Source organism: Serratia sp. Sp408 (genome assembly GCF_057180665.1).
In genome coordinates this window covers 23,885-40,452 of the sequence record NZ_JBXUFT010000004.1, presented here as the reverse complement: position 1 = coordinate 40,452, position 16,568 = coordinate 23,885, and the positions used below count along the sequence as shown (strand labels likewise).

Below are 16,568 nucleotides of genomic sequence, written 5' to 3'. Positions count from 1 at the left end.
ATTGAGCAAGCAAAACTGCGCAAAAAGACGGGATAATGCCCTCACCGCGCTGGAGAGGGCATCGTGCGGGTTATATCAGCTGACTGAAGTTCATTTGTTCCATCAGCCGGTAGTTATCAGCATAATCCACCGGGATCGCCACCACCACCGGCCCCTGAATTTCCATTGCCTTACGCAACATCGGCCGCAGTTCCTCAACCTTCTGCACCGCAAAGCCTACCGCACCACAGGATTCCGCATAGGCTTTGAAATCGATCGGGCCAAATTCCACGCCGGATTTGCGCCGATACTTGTTCAACTCCTGCATTTCAACCATGTTATAGGCATTGTCGACCCAGATAACGTGCACGATATTGGCATTAAGCCGTACCGCGGTTTCCAGCTCCATGCTCGACTGCATAAACCCCCCGTCACCGGAAATCGACAGCACTTTATCGCCCGGCCGCACCAGCGCGGTGCCAATCGCCCATGGTAACGCGACGCCCATCGTTTGCTGACCGTTGGAAATCAGCAGCTGTCGCGCGCGGAAGCTGTAAAGATAACGCGCGATCCAGATATGAAAACTGCCCATATCGACGCACAGCGTGACGTCGTCGCTGACGATATCCTGCAACTCCTTGACGATGCGCAGCGGATGGATCGGCATACCGTCCCGACGCGCCGCGCGCTCCGCCAGCTCGGTGCGCTGACGCCCCAGATCGGTCAGAATGGTTTCTACCGCCGGCGGAATCAACAGTGCGCCGGCAAACCTTTCGGTCATCGCATTAATGGTGGCGCTGATGTTGCCGATCAGTTCGATGTCGGGGCGATAACAGCTATCGATATCCGCCGGTTGCACGTCGATGTGCACCAGTTTTAACCGACGCTGGCTGTTCCACATGCAGGGATCGTACTCAATCGGGCCATAGCCGACACTTATCACCAAATCCGCCTGCTGCAACAGCTGGTCCGCCGGCTGGTTGTTGAACAGCCCGACACGACCGGCAAAACGCGCAAAGTGGTTAACGTCGATCACCCCGGCGGCCTGATAGGTACCGACCACCGGCATACGGGTGCGAGACAGCAGTTGGCGCACCGCGTCGCTGTTTTCCGGCCGGCTGGCCTGCAGGCCAAGCAGCAGCACCGGGCATTTGGCCTGCTGAATCAGCGTTACCGCCTCCTGAATGTCGTCACTCGCTGCCGCCCCCAGGTGGGGAACCCGACAGCCTGCCAATACCGGCGCGCTGACCGGTTCATTGACGATATCCATCGGCAGGCTGACAAACGCCGCCCCCGGACGGCCAAATTCGGCGGTACGAAACGCGTTGGCAATCACTTCTGAAATCGCCGAACCGGCATGCACTTCGGCGCAGTATTTGGTCACCGGCCGGAACATGCTGACGGTGTCCATGCTCTGGTGAGTCTGCTTCAGGTTATCGGCGCGTTTGACCGCGCCACCGAATGCCACCACCGCATCGCCTTCGGAGGTGGCGGTCGCCAGCCCGGTGATCAGGTTGGAACTGCCCGGCCCGGAAGTGACCAGCGCCACTCCGGCCTTACCGGTCAGGCGCCCCACCGCCGCCGCCATAAACGCAGCGTTGGCCTCATGCCGCACCACCACGATCTGAATCGACGGCGCGTCTTCCAGCGAGTCAAACACTCGGTCAATTTTGGCACCCGGGATGCCAAAAACGTGTTTCACCCCCTGTGCCTCAAGATTTTTCACCACCAGATCGGCGCCGCATTGCCAGTTCTCGTCCGTATTTAGCTTACTCATGGTTCCACCTCATCAATAAAAAAATCGACTACCGTAAAATCGACCGCCAGCACGGCGGCGGGCCTGTTTAGCCTTCGGCAGAACGAATGGCGCGATCCAGATCCTCGGGACAGAGGTTGGTGCGCAGAAAATCCGCATCGTGCGGCAATTGGAGATTGAGACGCGTGATAACGCCAAATTGCAGGCGACCGTGGTCGAGCTGGTAGTCCAGCACATGTCCGCCACCGCTGCGATCGTCGGTGACGAAGTGCTCGTGGTAACCGGCTACGCCAATGCCCTGCATATAGTCCGGCGAACGAAAACCGACCAGCGTGCCGCGACGCCGCCGAAAGGCGAAGGTCGGCTGCGCTTCAATGGCTTCGAGCATCGGTTTGTAAGGCCGCTGCTGACGCGGTACGGTGCGGGTTTCCAGGTGGTTGAATTCGCCGTCGACGCGCAGTGCACAGAACAGGTTTGGCGATGCCACCTGTTCGTCAATGCACTGGTGTAGCTGGGCTTTGCTGATCGGTCGGTCGAAGTGTTGGGTCACGCTCGGAGTGAAAAAGGTCACCACCGCAAACGGCGTTTTTTGATCCGGGCTGGCTGGGCGAGCGCTGCCGTCGGCGCGCAGTTGGTGAATTTCTCGATCGAAAGCGATCAGTTCACCGTCCAGATGGTTGAAGGTACCGAGGCCGAAATCACCGTGGCGCAACAGTTCGGCAATGGTGACGTCTCCCTCGTACACCCCGCCAATCAGCGCGCTCATCAGTGAAATCTGGTAAATTTCCCCCTCGCCGACGCTCGCCGACTGTCTGGCAAAGCCCTGCGCCAGATGCTGCGCACAGGCACACTCTTGGTTCTGGTTCATGCAATACTCCTCCACCAACGCGAATTGACTGCCTTCGCGCATGCAAAAATGTTGCCGTTGATGTTTCGTGTTGTAACGATTCAGCTAATAGCAACAAAAAACCGGTCATCAGGACCGGGACAGTGGCAAAAGAAACAATGAGTTAGCAAGGCTAATCATTATTATCACGCCACCGTCAATTCGAACGCAATGTCTGGTGTTGGAGCAATCACGACCGTGTGCAAGACACAGGGTCAAAAATGACTGGATGCACAGGGTATTTATCTATTTTCATCACGGTGCACCCGGCAGGACAATCGCCAAAACGACCGCTTGCAAGCCAAAGAGTATCGCCAGTGCGCTAAACAGAGAACCTGGTATTCATAAGAAACGCTTTTGCATATAATGCAAAGATGAATGATGCCCAATACGTCGAACACTTGCCGATTTTCCTTGAGATCGCTCAGCAAGGCAGCTTTTCTGCCGCCGCCCGCAAACTGGGTATGGTGCCCTCGTCGCTGGTACGGCATATCGATACGCTGGAGCAGCAGCTCGGCGTGGTGCTGTTTATCCGCTCCACCCGTGGTCTGATATTGACCGACGCCGGTGACATGCTGAAAAACCGCGCAATTGCCTTGCAGGCGGACATTATTGCCGTGCGGGCCGAACTGACGTCACTGAACACAGCGCCACAGGGAGTGCTACGCCTCAGCTGTTTACCGACCTTCGGCAAAACCACCCTGCTACCACTGCTGCCGACGCTGACCCAGCGCCATCCGAAACTGTCGGTAGAACTGGATCTCACCGAACGGCAGACCGATCCGAAACGCGAACTGCTGGACGCCGCCGTACGCATCGGTGAACAGAAGGACAGCACGCTGTACGCCAGCCGCATCGGCACTCAGCGCTGGATGATGTGCGCCAGTGCGGACTACGTCGCGCGTTTCGGCCGGCCGGACAGCCTGGCGGCGTTGACGCAACATCGGCTGATTGGCCGTTTCCACAAGCAACAACCGGCCTGCTGGGCACAGATTCTCGATGCGCCATTACTGAACCAGTGCAACATCGTGCTGCGCTGCGATGATTTTAGCGCCCAGCGTCAGGCGACGCTCAGCGGGATGGGCATTGCCTTTCTGCCCAACTGGGTGGTTGGCGACGACGTGCAGGCCAACCGCCTGCTGGCACTGATGGGCGATCCGCGTGGCGAGGAACAGGCCATTTATCTGATGCGACCGGTGGCAAAAATCTCTGCCAAGCTGGCGGCGCTGATTTCTTTATTGCCCAAAAATATCGGACAGTAGCCTGAGGCCGATCACGTGGTAGAGTAGCGCCAGCAAAGGAGGCGCTATGAGCCAGCAACAACAGATTATCGATTGGTTACAACAGGATGTGCAACGTATGGCCGCACTGCGCACCGTACGCCGTCTCGGCCTCAACGACTGGTGTCTGGGCGCCGGTTTTGTGCGCAATCTGGTATGGGACTGGCGACACAGTCATGCCGCCGCCACGCCGCTGAATGATATCGACGTGATTCATTTCGACGCCGCGCGCCCGCAGGCGGAACGCGACAGAATGCTGGAGGCCCGCTTGCAGCAATGGCTGCCGCAACCATGGTCGGTAAAAAATCAGGCGCGGATGCATCAGCGCTGCGGCCGGGCGCCGTATCGCGACAGCGAAGACGCCATCAGCTTCTGGATCGAAATAGAAACGGCGGTTGGCGCACGGCTAAACGCCGATGACAGCATCACGTTGATCGCCCCCTTTGGCCTGCAGGCATTGTTCAGCGACAGCGTGACCTTCAATGCCAAAAGCGGCGATGCCGCGGCGTTTCAACAGCGGCTGGCGGCCAAACGCTGGCTGCAGCTGTGGCCTCGGCTACGGGTGATTGACTAAGCCTGCTCTGGGTTGGCCGTTCTTGCGCCCTCATGTCGCCAATGTTTTATCCGGCCGGCTCCCCGCGCAGCTGTTGCAACAACGCCGCCTGTTGATGTACTACCTGCCAGATGGCATCGGCCGCCGGCGACAGCGAACGATTTTTGCGCCGTACCAGCATCAGCGCACGATTGATCTCCGGCTCCATCCGCTTGACCCGCAGCCGGCCGCCTTCCGGCAGCGGTAACGCCAGGGCGGGAAAAATACTGATGCCAATCCCCGCCGCCACCATCGGGAACAGCGTGGCCGGGTGGCCAATTTCCTGCACCACCTCAACGCCAATCCCTTGCTGGCGAGCGCACTGTCGATCAGCGGTCGACTGCCGGAAGCATAATCCTGCAACACCAGCCGGCAGCCGTTTAACGCCGTCCACGGCACCGACGTCAAGTCGGCAAAGGGATGATCGTCACGGCACAGCAATAAAAATGGCTCGTGCAGAATCGGCTCACACTGCAGATCCACCGCCTGTAGCGGATCAACCACGATGCCAAAATCCACTTCGGCGTTGCGCACGCTGTGCAATACCGATTGCTGCGCCTGATCGCGCAACAGAATGCGGATCTCCGGATACTGCCGTTCACCGGCGGCGATGCATTGTGGCATCAGGTGCGCCGAAATGGTTTGGCTCGAGGCCACGCGCACCGTACCGCTGCGCTGCACACCAAAACTGCGCGCATCCAGCAGCGACGCCTGCAAATCATCCAGCAGGCGTTCAACCCGGTTCGCCAAGCGCTGCCCGGCGTCGGTCAACAACACTTCCCGCGTAGTACGATCGAGCAGGCGCACACCGATTTCCGCCTCGAGCTCTTTTACGCTGTGGCTGACGGCCGACTGCGTCAGGCCGATCGCCTCCCCGGCACGGCTAAAACTGCGATGGTGAGCAATGGCGACAAATACCTTGAGCTGCTTGAGTGAATAATTCATGCGCAATATTCATAAATGAATTAAATAAATCAATTTTATTATTATATGTCGCCGCGCGAGAATATCCCCCATGATATTTATCGCGAGAACACCGAGATGAGATTTTTACCCGATCGTTTTACCCTAACGCTGATCGCCACCGTGCTGCTGGCATCGTTTCTGCCGGCTCGCGGCGAGTTTGTCGGTTGGTTGAACAGCCTGACGGTTGCCGCCATTGCGCTGTTGTTTTTCATGCATGGGGCCAAGCTGTCACGCGAGGCGATCCTCGCCGGCAGCAGCAACTGGCGTTTGCATCTGTGGGTGATGTTCAGCACCTTCATTATCTTCCCGCTGCTCGGCGTGCTGTTCAAATGGTGGTCGCCGGTCGACGTCAGCCCGCAACTGTACGATGGCTTTATCTATCTGTGCATCTTGCCGGCCACCGTGCAGTCGGCCATCGCCTTCACCTCACTGGCCGGCGGCAACGTCGCGGCAGCGGTGTGCAGCGCATCGGCTTCCAGCCTGTTGGGGATTTTCGTTTCGCCGCTGTTGGTTGGCCTGTTGATGAACGTACATGGTGAAACCGGCAGCCTGCAACAGGTCGGTACCATTGTGCTGCAGCTGCTGGTGCCGTTCGTTGTCGGCCATCTGTCGCGGCCGCTGATTGGCAAGTGGATTGAACGCAACCGTAAGCTGATCGGCAAGACTGACCAAACCTCGATCCTGCTGGTGGTATATGCCGCCTTCAGCGAGGCGGTGACGCACGGCATATGGCAGCAGGTGGGGATCGGTTCGCTGGCATTTATCGTCGCCGTCAGTATCATCCTGCTGACCATGGTGCTGGTGATGAATATCGCCATGGCGCGCTGGCTGGGGTTCAGCAAGGCGGATGAAGTGACGATCGTATTCTGCGGTTCGAAAAAGAGCCTGGCCAATGGCATTCCAATGGCCAACATCCTGTTCCCGGCGGCCACGGTGGGCATTATGGTGCTGCCGCTGATGGTGTTCCATCAGGTGCAGTTGATGACCTGCGCGGTACTGGCGCGCCGGTATCAGAAAAAGCAGCAACGGCTACAGCAGGCGCAAACCGCCTGACGCGACCAGCGGTGGAGGCCACCCCACCGCGTTCAACTGCGCTTTAACGGCTTGACCAACGAGTCCAACCCTTCGATTTTAATCGCCAGCGTCATTTCCATCAGCATCCCCAATTTGCCGTTGGGGAATTCCCCCTTACGAGCGAACCACAGCAGATATTCTTCCGGCAAGTCGATCAGCACCCGGCCCTGGTATTTGCCAAACGGCATCACGGTGTTGGCAATTTCGATCAGGTTTTCCTTTTCCATCATTGCCCCAACAGGCGGATCATTTCCGCCTCGTCGATCACCGCAATCCCCAGTTCTTGTGCCTTCACCAGCTTGGAACCGGCGGCTTCGCCGGCAATCACCAGATCGGTCTTCTTCGACACGCTGCCGCTGACCTTTGCCCCCAGCGCCGTCAGGCGATCTTTGGCTTCATCGCGCGACAGCTGGCTCAGCGAGCCGGTCAACACCACGGTCTTGCCGGCAAACGGGCTGTCGATCTCTTCGACTGCCACCACCACCGGCGCTGGCCAGTGAATGCCGATATCATCGCTGACCAGTTCGTCAATCACCTGCTGGTTTAGCGCTTCGGCGAAGAAGTTCACTACGTGTTTGGCGACCACTTCCCCCACGTCCGGCACCTGTTTCAGCGCCTCGACGTCCGCTGCACGCAGCTTGTCCAGCGAGCCGAAATGCGCCGCCAGGTTGGCGGCGGTGGATTCACCCACCTCGCGGATGCCCAACGCGTACAAGAAACGGGCAAAGGTCGTCTGCTTAGCCTTTTCCAACGCACTGGCCAGATTCTGCGCCGACTTCGGACCCATGCGATCCAGCCCGGTCAACATGCCGGCGGTCAGGCGGAACAGACCCGCCGGATTTTTGACATACTCTTTTTCTACCAGCTGTTCGATGATCTTGTCGCCCATGCCGTCGACATCCATCGCCCGGCGTGAAACAAAATGCTTTAACGCCTCTTTGCGCTGGGCACCGCAGATCAGGCCGCCGGTGCAGCGTGCTACCGCTTCGCCTTCAACCCGTTCCACGTCGGAACCGCACACCGGGCAGTGCTGCGGGAACACCACTTCACGCGCATCTGGCGGGCGGCGATCCTCCACCACCCCGACCACCTGCGGGATCACATCACCGGCACGGCGCACGATCACCGTATCGCCGATCCGCAGGCCAAGACGTTCGATCTCGTCGGCGTTATGCAAGGTCGCGTTGCTGACGGTTACGCCAGCCACCAGCACCGGCTCCAGTCGTGCTACCGGGGTAATTGCCCCGGTACGGCCGACCTGAAACTCTACCTCCCGCACTACGGTGATTTGCTCTTGTGCCGGGAACTTGAAGGCGGTGGCCCAACGCGGCGCACGCGCCACAAAGCCCAAACGCTCCTGCAGGTCGATGTCGTCGATTTTCACCACTACGCCGTCAATATCAAACCCAAGCTGGCTGCGCTCCTGTTCCACCTGCCGGTAGAAAGCCAGCACCTGGTCACTGCCGGTGCATAACCGGACGCGATCGCTGACCGGCAATCCCCAGGCTTTGAACTGCATCAGACGTTGGTAATGGCTGCGCGGCAGTTCGCCGCCCTCCAGCAGACCGACGCCGTAACAGAAGAAGGTCAGCGGGCGTTTCGCCGTAATGCGCGGATCGAGCTGACGCAGCGAGCCGGCGGCGGCGTTGCGCGGGTTGGCGAATACCTTGCCGTCCTTGCGGCGCGCTTCGTCGTTCATTTTTTCAAACCCGGCCTGCGGCATAAACACTTCACCACGCACTTCGACGCGACGCGGGATATTGTCGCCGATCAGGCGCAGCGGAATGGCGCGGATGGTGCGCACGTTGGCGGTGATGTTTTCACCGGTGGTACCGTCGCCGCGCGTTGCCGCGCGTACCAGTTCACCGTCTTCGTACAACAGGCTGACCGCCAAACCATCCAGCTTCAGTTCACAACAAAACGTCAGCGGCTCGCTGCTTTTCAGCCGGTCCTGCACCCGTTTGTAAAACGCCAGGTAGCTGTCTTCGTCGAACACGTTGTCCAGTGACAGCATCGGCACTTCATGCCGTACCTGGTCGAAGGCCGTCAACGGCGCCGCCCCTACCCGCTGCGTAGGGGAATCGGCGGTGATCAGCTCCGGGTGCGCCTCTTCGAGCGTGCGCAGCTCGCGCATCAGACGATCGTATTCGGCATCCGGAATTTCGGGTGCGTCGAGCACATGATAGAGGTATTCATGATGGCGCAGTGAGGTACGCAGTTGATTGATTTTTTTGTTGTTTGGTTCCATGGCTCACCATCAAAGAGAAAAACCCCCGGCAAGCGGGGGTCTTGAGAGACTATTCGGTCAGCGCTACCGATAACCGTCAGGCGTTGTTTTCCAACACTTCACGGATGCGCGCTTTATAGGTTTCCAGCTTTTGCGGAGTCATCATACGACGCTCGTCGTCCAGCACCACACCACCCACGTCATCGGCGATACGCTGGGCCGATTGCAGCATCAGTTTGAAGTTCTGATTGGCGTCGCCGTAGGACGGCACCATCATGAACATCGACACGCCAGGGGTGGAGAAATCGGACATGGTATCAGGATCGAACGACCCCGGTTTGACCATGTTCGCCAGGCTGAACAACACCGGGCCGCTGCCTGCAGGGCTGATATGGCGATGGAAGATGCCCATTTCACCAAACTGGAAGCCCGCTTGCAGCACGCTTTGCAGCAGAACTTCGCCGCCAATCACGCCACCCTGATGCGCCGCAACGTGCAGTACCAATACGGTTTCCTTCAACCTGGCCGGTTCGGCAGCAACGGGCTGAACAGGTTCTTCAGGCTGTGGTTCCGGCGTGGTCTGCGGCTGTGGGGCCGGTTCTGCATGCTGGAAGGTCGGCTCTACCGGCGGCAGATCGTCAACGCGCGGTTCACGACGTGGCGCAGGCTGTTGCTGTGGCTGCTCCTCTTCCTGATCCTGCGCGTAGTTGTCCAACAGGATGTCATCATAGTCCGGACGCTGAGACAGCGGCGGCGGCTGATGAGCAGCCGGTTGAACGGCTCGTGGCGCGGGTTCGACTGCCGGAGCAGGCGTTGGCGCAACCACGGGTTCTTCGCGAGCGGCATCAAGATGACCAAACGACGGCTCGTCCTGCGGGTGAGCGGAGCGCACACGCACTTCTCCCACGCCTTCATCGAGATCGTCGATCGGGGTTGTTTCACGTTCTTTTTTAGAACGTTTGGCTGGGCGATCGCGGAAAAGCGAAGAGCGTTCTTTACGACTGGTCCAAAGACCATGTAATAACAACGCTATTATGGCGATCGCGCCAACAACGATTAATATCAGACGCAAATCCTGCATCATTGCTATCTCTGTTGTTCCAATACATTGCCACCGCGGCAAACATTCACTCTTTAACTCTATTTGCCCAGGCAGACAAGTGCAAGTCCGTGCTGAACTTTATGACAATAAAGATGATTATACTGCCTTTTTTTGTCGTTTTTTCAGCCAACAGCACGCTAGCCAGCAGAAAATCATCCCGATATGATAACGATGCCTGTTCTGACAAAGAGATAACTTAAGATATGTCCTATTCGCAGCAAACTTCTCGACCCGCCAGCGGCGTGCACTATTTTGCCGAAGGGTGGCGACTGATTTCGCGCCCGGGGATCAAGCGTTACGTGGTATTGCCGTTGCTGGTAAACGTGTTACTGATGGGTTCGGCCTTTTGGTGGCTGTTCAGCAAGCTCGGCGACTGGATCCCGCTGATGATGGGATACGTACCGGACTGGCTGCAGTGGCTCAGCTATATTCTGTGGCCAATCACCGTTATTTCCGTGGTGCTGGTGGCCGGCTACCTGTTCAGCACCATCACCAATCTGATCGCGGCGCCGTTTTGCGGCCTGCTGGCCGAACAGCTGGAAGGCAGCCTGACCGGCAAACCGCTGCCGGACACCGGTATTTTCGGCGTGGTGAAAGACCTACCGCGCATCATGGCACGTGAATGGCGCAAACTGGCCTATTACCTGCCGCGAGCGATAGTGCTGTTTATGCTGTATTTTGTGCCGGGCGTCGGCCAGACCATCGCGCCGGTGCTATGGTTCCTGTTCAGCGCCTGGATGTTGGCGATTCAGTATTGCGACTACCCTTTCGACAACCATAAGGTCAGCTTTGCCGATATGCGTCGCGCGCTGCGTCAGCACAAAACCCATAATCTGCAATTCGGCGCGCTGGTCAGTCTGTTTACCATGATACCGATCCTCAATCTGGTGATTCTGCCGGTGGCAGTGTGCGGCGCGACCGCCATGTGGGTCGATCGCTATCGCGGTCAGTTTGTACAGCATTGATCGCGTCATATTCGCTGTTTTGTTCGACGGGGCGCGCATTTCGCGCCCTTGTTGTTGTGCTTAAAACTTATTTCCTAATAACATATAGATATACCAATTCCTTACTTCCCTGCCGGGGCCGTTAGCGTATGCTTTCGATGTTCCCTACATTTTCATAGAGTTAAAGGACGGGCTATGAGCAAGATATATGAAGACAACTCATTAACAATCGGCCATACGCCGCTGGTTCGTCTGAATCGAATCGGCAACGGACGTATTCTCGCCAAGGTTGAATCACGCAACCCAAGCTTCAGCGTCAAATGCCGTATCGGTGCCAATATGATTTGGGACGCAGAAAAACGCGGTATCCTCACCGCTGGCAAGGAACTGGTTGAACCGACCAGCGGCAACACCGGCATCGCGTTGGCCTACGTGGCGGCAGCTCGCGGTTACAAGCTGACGCTGACCATGCCGGAAACCATGAGCATCGAGCGGCGCAAACTGCTGAAAGCGCTGGGCGCCAATCTGGTGCTGACCGAAGGTGCCAAAGGCATGAAGGGCGCCATTGCCAAGGCGGAAGAAATCGTCGCCACCGATCCGAATCGCTATATTATCCTGCAGCAGTTCAGCAACCCGTCCAACCCGGAAATTCACGAAAAAACCACCGGCCCGGAAATCTGGGAAGACACCGATGGCGACGTTGACGTGTTTGTCTCCGGCGTAGGTACCGGCGGTACGCTGACCGGCGTCAGCCGTTACATCAAGAAAATCAAGGGCAAGGCCATCGTCAGCGTGGCGGTTGAACCTACCGATTCGCCGGTTATCACCCAGGCATTGGCCGGTGAAGAACTGAAGCCGGGTCCGCACAAGATTCAAGGCATCGGCGCGGGCTTTATTCCCGGCAACCTGGATCTGGATCTGGTCGACCGCGTGGTGCAAATCACCAACGACGAGGCCATCAGCATGGCGCGCCGCCTGATGGAAGAAGAAGGCATTCTGGCCGGCATCTCCTCCGGCGCAGCGGTCGAAGCGGCGGTCAAGCTGTCGCAGGAACCCGACTTTACCGACAAAACGATAGTGGTTATCCTGCCTTCTTCCGGTGAACGCTATTTGAGTACTGCCCTGTTTGCAGATCTGTTTACAGAACAGGAATTGCAACAGTAGCGCCAGGCAGTGCACAAAAAGCTAAAAAAGCACCTTGCGGGGTGCTTTTTTGTGGTCTGGATCAAAGTTTATAGCAGTGAAAGATTGATTTTAGCTGCGGGCTTTAGTATTTAACCGGACAATTATTTCGATGCGCAAAATTAATCGCCCTCCACCCCTTGTTTGAGCTGAATCGATTTACTGATTTGTCGCTCGGACATAAAACACGGCATAATGGAGAGCTGATTGAAACGACGCCATTTGGCTACGGTTTTTTGATCTGAAATGGCTAAAACGTCGTTTTCTGTTGCATCAATGCTCGCCCCTGTACCATAGTCAGGCGCTAACCAGACAAGCTAAAGTGCCGCCGGTAGGCTAAACTTTAGCTCCACAACAATCCAATAAGTTGGGGAAACATCAATGTTCCAGCAAGAAGTTACTATTACCGCTCCGAATGGTCTGCACACTCGCCCTGCCGCGCAGTTCGTTAAAGAAGCCAAAGGCTTCGCGTCTGAAATCACCGTGACCTCTAACGGCAAAAGCGCCAGCGCCAAAAGCCTGTTTAAGCTGCAAACTCTGGGGCTGACCCAAGGGACCGTAGTAACCATTTCTGCTGAAGGTGAAGACGAGCAGAAAGCCGTTGAGCACTTGGTTAAACTGATGGCAGAGCTTGAGTAATCGGCCCGTCTTTTTAGTTAACACCAGTCAAGAGTAAGGTAGGGTTATGATTTCAGGCATTTTAGTATCACCGGGTATCGCTTTTGGTAAGGCTCTCCTACTGAAAGAAGATGAGATTGTCATCAACCGGAAGAAAATCTCTGCAGACCTTGTAGAGCAGGAAGTCTCGCGTTTTCTGGAAGGTCGCGCCAAAGCGTCCGAGCAACTGGAAGCGATCAAAACCAAAGCAGGCGAAACCTTCGGTGAAGAGAAAGAAGCGATCTTCGAAGGCCACATCATGCTGCTGGAAGACGAAGAGCTTGAGCAGGAAATCATAGCCCTCATCAAAGACGATCTGGCATCCGCAGACGCCGCAGCCTACACCGTGATCGAAGGTCAGGCAAAAGCGCTGGAAGAGCTGGACGACGAATACCTGAAAGAACGCGCGGCCGACGTACGCGACATCGGCAAGCGCCTGCTGCAAAACATTCTGGGTCTGGCCATCGTCGATCTGAGCTCGATCCAGGACGAAGTGATCCTGGTTGCCTCCGATCTGACGCCGTCCGAGACTGCGCAGCTTAACCTGGACAAGGTGCTGGGCTTTATCACCGACCTCGGCGGCCGGACGTCCCACACCTCGATCATGGCGCGTTCGCTTGAACTGCCGGCCATCGTTGGCACTACCGACGTGACCAAGCAGGTAAAAAACGACGACTACCTGATTCTGGACGCGGTTAACAACAAGATTTACGTTAACCCGACCGCTGACGTTATCGATCAGCTGAAGGCCGCTCAGAACCAGTACATCACCGAGAAAAACGATCTGGCCAAACTGAAAGACCTGCCGGCGATTACCCTCGACGGGCATCAGGTTGAGGTCTGCGCCAACATCGGCACCGTGCGCGACGTCGCAGGCGCCGAACGCAACGGCGCAGAAGGCGTTGGCCTGTACCGTACCGAATTCCTGTTCATGGACCGCGAATCGCTGCCAACCGAAGATGAGCAGTTCCAGGCTTACAAGGCCGTGGCCGAAGCCATGGGCTCGCAGGCGGTTATCGTGCGTACCATGGACATTGGCGGCGACAAGGATCTGCCGTACATGAATCTGCCGAAGGAAGAAAACCCGTTCCTCGGCTGGCGCGCCATCCGTATCGCGATGGATCGCCGTGAAATTCTCCACGCCCAGCTGCGCGCCATCCTGCGTGCCTCCGCCTTCGGCAAACTGCGCATCATGTTCCCGATGATCATTTCGGTAGAAGAAGTGCGCGATCTGAAAGGCGAACTGGAAACCCTGAAGGCCCAGCTGCGTGAAGAAGGCAAGGCGTTTGACGAAACAATCGAAGTAGGCGTGATGGTGGAAACACCGGCTGCGGCGGTCATTGCTCACCACCTGGCAAAAGAAGTCGACTTCTTTAGTATTGGGACAAACGATCTAACCCAGTATACTCTGGCGGTAGATCGCGGCAACGAGCTGATTTCTCATCTCTATAACCCGATGTCCCCATCAGTACTTGGCCTGATTAAACAGGTTATTGATGCATCTCACGCAGAAGGCAAGTGGACCGGCATGTGCGGTGAACTGGCTGGCGATGAACGTGCTACACTGTTGTTATTGGGCATGGGGCTGGATGAGTTCAGCATGAGTGCGATTTCAATCCCACGCATCAAGAAAATTATTCGCAACACCAATTTCGAAGATGTGAAGGCGTTGGCAGCGCAGGCCTTGGCTCAGCCAACGGCACAAGATCTGATGAACTGCGTTAATAAGTTCATCGAAGAGAAAACGCTCTGCTAAACTTCCACGACACTGGAACGCCGCCCAATTTAATGCTTAGGAGAAGATCATGGGTTTGTTCGATAAACTGAAATCTCTGGTTTCTGATGACAAGAAAGACACGGGCACCATCGAAATCGTCGCCCCGCTTTCTGGCGAAATCGTCAATATCGAAGATGTGCCGGACGTAGTGTTCGCTGAAAAAATCGTTGGCGACGGTATTGCCATCAAGCCAGCCGGCAACAAAATGGTTGCCCCGGTGGACGGCACTATCGGTAAAATTTTCGAAACCAACCATGCTTTCTCGATCGAATCCGACAGCGGCATCGAGCTGTTCGTCCACTTCGGTATCGATACGGTTGAACTGAAAGGCGAAGGCTTCAAGCGCATCGCCGAAGAAGGCCAGCGCGTCAAGAAAGGCGATGTGGTCATCGAATTCAACCTGCCACTGCTGGAAGAAAAGGCCAAGTCTACCCTGACGCCGGTCGTTATCTCCAACATGGACGAGATCAAAGAGCTGATCAAACTGTCCGGCAGCGTTACCGTCGGTGAAACACCGATCATTCGCATCAAGAAGTAATGCGCACGTCACGCTAACAAGCAACAACGGCGCCACTCGGCGCCGTTTCTTTATCCTATCGTCTTTCATGCCGCCAGTGCTCGCTCCCGTCACTTGCGGAGTAAGCTCTCGAGTTTCACCCGCTTGCTGCCTAGCTGCGGTTTAAAATCCTTTGCTTACACCGCGAGTAATAGGCGTTATCGGCGCAGGCAGTTTGCACATGGACAGCGCGCAGTCCTCGGAGCGTACACGCAGTACCTGACGAGGGAGAGCACTGCCCTCGTGCAACATGGCAACTAAGATAGTCTATGATTGCCAACGCGGGATACGCAGGGTAATCACCAACCCCCCCTGCTCGCCGTTACGCGCTTCCACCTGGCCGCCGTGCGCCAGCACCACTTTACGCGTGATCGCCAGCCCTAGCCCGTAGCCCTTGCCGGACAACGGGGATTTCACCCGCACGAACGGATCGAAAATGCTCGACAGTTTAGACGCTTCTACCCCCGGCCCCCGATCGCTGACCACAATCTGGAACAGCTGATCGGCAGGCGTCAAGCTGACCGTCACGCGCTGACCGGCGCTGGAAAATCGCAGCGCGTTGCGCACGATATTGTCCACCGCGCGACGCATCAGTTCGGCATTGCCCTTGACCGTGTATTCCACTTCGCTGTTGGCCTGCAAGGCGATTTCGACGCCAGGCACCTGCGCTTCATAGCGCGCATCATTCACTACCGCCTCCACCAGCCCATAAAGATCGAAGTACTCTTCGTCCGGCAAAGCGTTGTTTTCCGCCCGCGATAGCGCCAGCAGCTCGCCAATCATCTTATCCAACCGCCCTGCCTCATGCTCGATGCGTTGCAGCGAATTTTCAACGTTATTCGGATTCTGCCGCGCCAGGCCTATCGCCAGTTGCAAACGTGCCAACGGTGAGCGCAGCTCATGGGAAACGTCGTGCAGCAGCTGCTCGCGTGCGCTGACCAGCAGGTCGAGCCGTTCGGCCATCGTATCAAAGTCACGCGCCACGTCCGACAGCTCATCATGCCGGCGCCGCATGGTCGGGAACAGGCGAATGGACAGATCGCCCTGCGCCACGCGATCGAAGCCTGCGCGCAGCTGACGCATCGGCCGCGTCAGGTTCCACGCCAGCAGCGCGCTGAACAGCAATCCGCCCAATCCACCAATCCACAGCATCGGCGCCGGAATGTGGAAAATATGCCAGCGCTTATCCATGCGATACTGTGCACGCAACCCCTCGACGTCATAGGTCAGTACATACCCCTGTCCATCGGCGCCCTGCACCCATTCGACAATTTTAGTCGGCATGCGACCCGGCTGCAGAGCGCCGTGCAATTGGCCACTCGGCGGCGCGGCTGCAGGCGTGACCGTCATAAAGCGTCGGTCTTCGTCCGGCCAGTTCTCGCTCATCGCGTCCAATGCCTGAATACCGCCATTGCGCAGCAGGCTGGCTGCCGAGGTGATTTGCATGTTAACCAACCGCCGGGCCAGGGTATTTTCCGGTGGTTCGCGGTTGCCGTAGAGGGCAAATGACACCCACAGCGCCTGCATCATAAAGATGAAAATCAGCCAATAGCCGAGCAGAATCTTCCAGAATAGCCTTCCGCGCATCAC

14 protein-coding genes and 1 pseudogene are annotated in these 16,568 nt (G+C 57.1%); 8 read left to right on the top strand and 7 right to left on the bottom strand.

Annotation, left to right across the window (positions count from 1 at the left end; genetic code table 11):
- Positions 1 to 70 precede the first annotated feature (70 nt).
- Both alsS and budA read right to left on the bottom strand, forming a co-directional pair.
- Positions 71 to 1,756, bottom strand: a complete 1,686-nt coding sequence (gene alsS, locus AC2AXP_RS14215) for an acetolactate synthase AlsS (RefSeq protein WP_484381769.1) — start codon at positions 1,754 to 1,756, stop codon at positions 71 to 73.
- 67 nt (positions 1,757 to 1,823) lie between these two features.
- Entirely contained in the window at positions 1,824 to 2,603 is a 780-nt protein-coding gene (gene budA / locus AC2AXP_RS14210; RefSeq protein WP_039991861.1) for an acetolactate decarboxylase, read from the bottom strand.
- Positions 2,604 to 2,995: 392 nt separating this feature from the next.
- Between budA and AC2AXP_RS14205 the strand changes: the two genes are divergently transcribed.
- Positions 2,996 to 3,883, top strand: a complete 888-nt coding sequence (locus AC2AXP_RS14205; RefSeq protein ID WP_198773502.1) for a LysR family transcriptional regulator — start codon at positions 2,996 to 2,998, stop codon at positions 3,881 to 3,883.
- 46 nt (positions 3,884 to 3,929) lie between these two features.
- Positions 3,930 to 4,475, top strand: coding sequence for a nucleotidyltransferase family protein (locus AC2AXP_RS14200; RefSeq protein ID WP_004960166.1), 546 nt, complete (start codon positions 3,930 to 3,932; stop codon positions 4,473 to 4,475).
- Between the two features lie 46 nt (positions 4,476 to 4,521).
- Here AC2AXP_RS14200 and AC2AXP_RS14195 read toward each other — a convergent pair.
- Positions 4,522 to 5,438: pseudogene (locus tag AC2AXP_RS14195) on the bottom strand (LysR family transcriptional regulator).
- 96 nt (positions 5,439 to 5,534) lie between these two features.
- Here AC2AXP_RS14195 and AC2AXP_RS14190 point away from each other — a divergent pair.
- Positions 5,535 to 6,512: a bile acid:sodium symporter family protein gene (locus AC2AXP_RS14190; protein ID WP_039992626.1), complete on the top strand. Its 978-nt coding sequence runs from the start codon at positions 5,535 to 5,537 to the stop codon at positions 6,510 to 6,512.
- A 32-nt stretch (positions 6,513 to 6,544) separates the two neighbouring features.
- Here the strand turns inward: AC2AXP_RS14190 and AC2AXP_RS14185 are convergent, their stop codons facing one another.
- The 3 genes from AC2AXP_RS14185 to zipA all read right to left on the bottom strand — a co-directional run bounded on the left by AC2AXP_RS14185 (position 6,545) and on the right by zipA (position 9,844).
- The gene (locus AC2AXP_RS14185; RefSeq protein ID WP_039992624.1) at positions 6,545 to 6,760 is read right to left on the bottom strand and encodes a DUF3820 family protein; all 216 of its coding nucleotides are present in this window, start codon (positions 6,758 to 6,760) and stop codon (positions 6,545 to 6,547) included.
- Entirely contained in the window at positions 6,760 to 8,781 is a 2,022-nt protein-coding gene (ligA, locus tag AC2AXP_RS14180) for an NAD-dependent DNA ligase LigA (RefSeq protein ID WP_484381768.1), read from the bottom strand. The genes AC2AXP_RS14185 and ligA overlap by 1 nt, the downstream gene beginning before the upstream one ends.
- A 76-nt stretch (positions 8,782 to 8,857) precedes the next feature.
- Complete coding sequence (zipA, locus tag AC2AXP_RS14175; protein WP_039991859.1) at positions 8,858 to 9,844, bottom strand: cell division protein ZipA; 987 nt, start codon at positions 9,842 to 9,844, stop codon at positions 8,858 to 8,860.
- Between the two features lie 221 nt (positions 9,845 to 10,065).
- Here zipA and cysZ point away from each other — a divergent pair, with 221 nt between their 5' ends.
- From cysZ to crr, 5 genes are all read left to right on the top strand, one after another.
- The gene (gene cysZ / locus AC2AXP_RS14170) at positions 10,066 to 10,827 is read left to right on the top strand and encodes a sulfate transporter CysZ (RefSeq protein WP_004960154.1); all 762 of its coding nucleotides are present in this window, start codon (positions 10,066 to 10,068) and stop codon (positions 10,825 to 10,827) included.
- Between the two features lie 174 nt (positions 10,828 to 11,001).
- On the top strand, positions 11,002 to 11,970 hold the full coding sequence (gene cysK / locus AC2AXP_RS14165; protein WP_088499750.1) for a cysteine synthase A: 969 nt from the start codon (positions 11,002 to 11,004) through the stop codon (positions 11,968 to 11,970).
- A gap of 399 nt (positions 11,971 to 12,369) precedes the next feature.
- Positions 12,370 to 12,627 carry a phosphocarrier protein Hpr gene (ptsH, locus tag AC2AXP_RS14160; protein ID WP_004960145.1) on the top strand — a complete coding sequence of 86 codons (258 nt, stop codon included), beginning with the start codon at positions 12,370 to 12,372 and terminating at the stop codon, positions 12,625 to 12,627.
- 46 nt (positions 12,628 to 12,673) lie between these two features.
- On the top strand, positions 12,674 to 14,401 hold the full coding sequence (ptsI, locus tag AC2AXP_RS14155; RefSeq protein ID WP_004960143.1) for a phosphoenolpyruvate-protein phosphotransferase PtsI: 1,728 nt from the start codon (positions 12,674 to 12,676) through the stop codon (positions 14,399 to 14,401).
- Between the two features lie 49 nt (positions 14,402 to 14,450).
- Positions 14,451 to 14,960: a PTS glucose transporter subunit IIA gene (gene crr, locus AC2AXP_RS14150; protein ID WP_004936467.1), complete on the top strand. Its 510-nt coding sequence runs from the start codon at positions 14,451 to 14,453 to the stop codon at positions 14,958 to 14,960.
- A gap of 285 nt (positions 14,961 to 15,245) precedes the next feature.
- Here the strand turns inward: crr and AC2AXP_RS14145 are convergent, their stop codons facing one another.
- The gene (locus AC2AXP_RS14145) at positions 15,246 to 16,565 is read right to left on the bottom strand and encodes an ATP-binding protein (protein WP_198773516.1); all 1,320 of its coding nucleotides are present in this window, start codon (positions 16,563 to 16,565) and stop codon (positions 15,246 to 15,248) included.
- Positions 16,566 to 16,568 lie beyond the last annotated feature (3 nt).

Bases quoted from the DNA above. Each gene is read 5' to 3' on its own strand.
- alsS (WP_484381769.1), bottom strand. From the start codon at position 1,756: ATGAGTAAGCTAAATACGGACGAGAACTGGCAATGCGGCGCCGATCTG.
- budA (WP_039991861.1), bottom strand. From the start codon at position 2,603: ATGAACCAGAACCAAGAGTGTGCCTGTGCGCAGCATCTGGCGCAGGGC.
- AC2AXP_RS14205 (WP_198773502.1), top strand. From the start codon at position 2,996: ATGAATGATGCCCAATACGTCGAACACTTGCCGATTTTCCTTGAGATC.
- AC2AXP_RS14200 (WP_004960166.1), top strand. From the start codon at position 3,930: ATGAGCCAGCAACAACAGATTATCGATTGGTTACAACAGGATGTGCAA.
- AC2AXP_RS14190 (WP_039992626.1), top strand. From the start codon at position 5,535: ATGAGATTTTTACCCGATCGTTTTACCCTAACGCTGATCGCCACCGTG.
- AC2AXP_RS14185 (WP_039992624.1), bottom strand. From the start codon at position 6,760: ATGGAAAAGGAAAACCTGATCGAAATTGCCAACACCGTGATGCCGTTT.
- ligA (WP_484381768.1), bottom strand. From the start codon at position 8,781: ATGGAACCAAACAACAAAAAAATCAATCAACTGCGTACCTCACTGCGC.
- zipA (WP_039991859.1), bottom strand. From the start codon at position 9,844: ATGATGCAGGATTTGCGTCTGATATTAATCGTTGTTGGCGCGATCGCC.
- cysZ (WP_004960154.1), top strand. From the start codon at position 10,066: ATGTCCTATTCGCAGCAAACTTCTCGACCCGCCAGCGGCGTGCACTAT.
- cysK (WP_088499750.1), top strand. From the start codon at position 11,002: ATGAGCAAGATATATGAAGACAACTCATTAACAATCGGCCATACGCCG.
- ptsH (WP_004960145.1), top strand. From the start codon at position 12,370: ATGTTCCAGCAAGAAGTTACTATTACCGCTCCGAATGGTCTGCACACT.
- ptsI (WP_004960143.1), top strand. From the start codon at position 12,674: ATGATTTCAGGCATTTTAGTATCACCGGGTATCGCTTTTGGTAAGGCT.
- crr (WP_004936467.1), top strand. From the start codon at position 14,451: ATGGGTTTGTTCGATAAACTGAAATCTCTGGTTTCTGATGACAAGAAA.
- AC2AXP_RS14145 (WP_198773516.1), bottom strand. From the start codon at position 16,565: ATGCGCGGAAGGCTATTCTGGAAGATTCTGCTCGGCTATTGGCTGATT.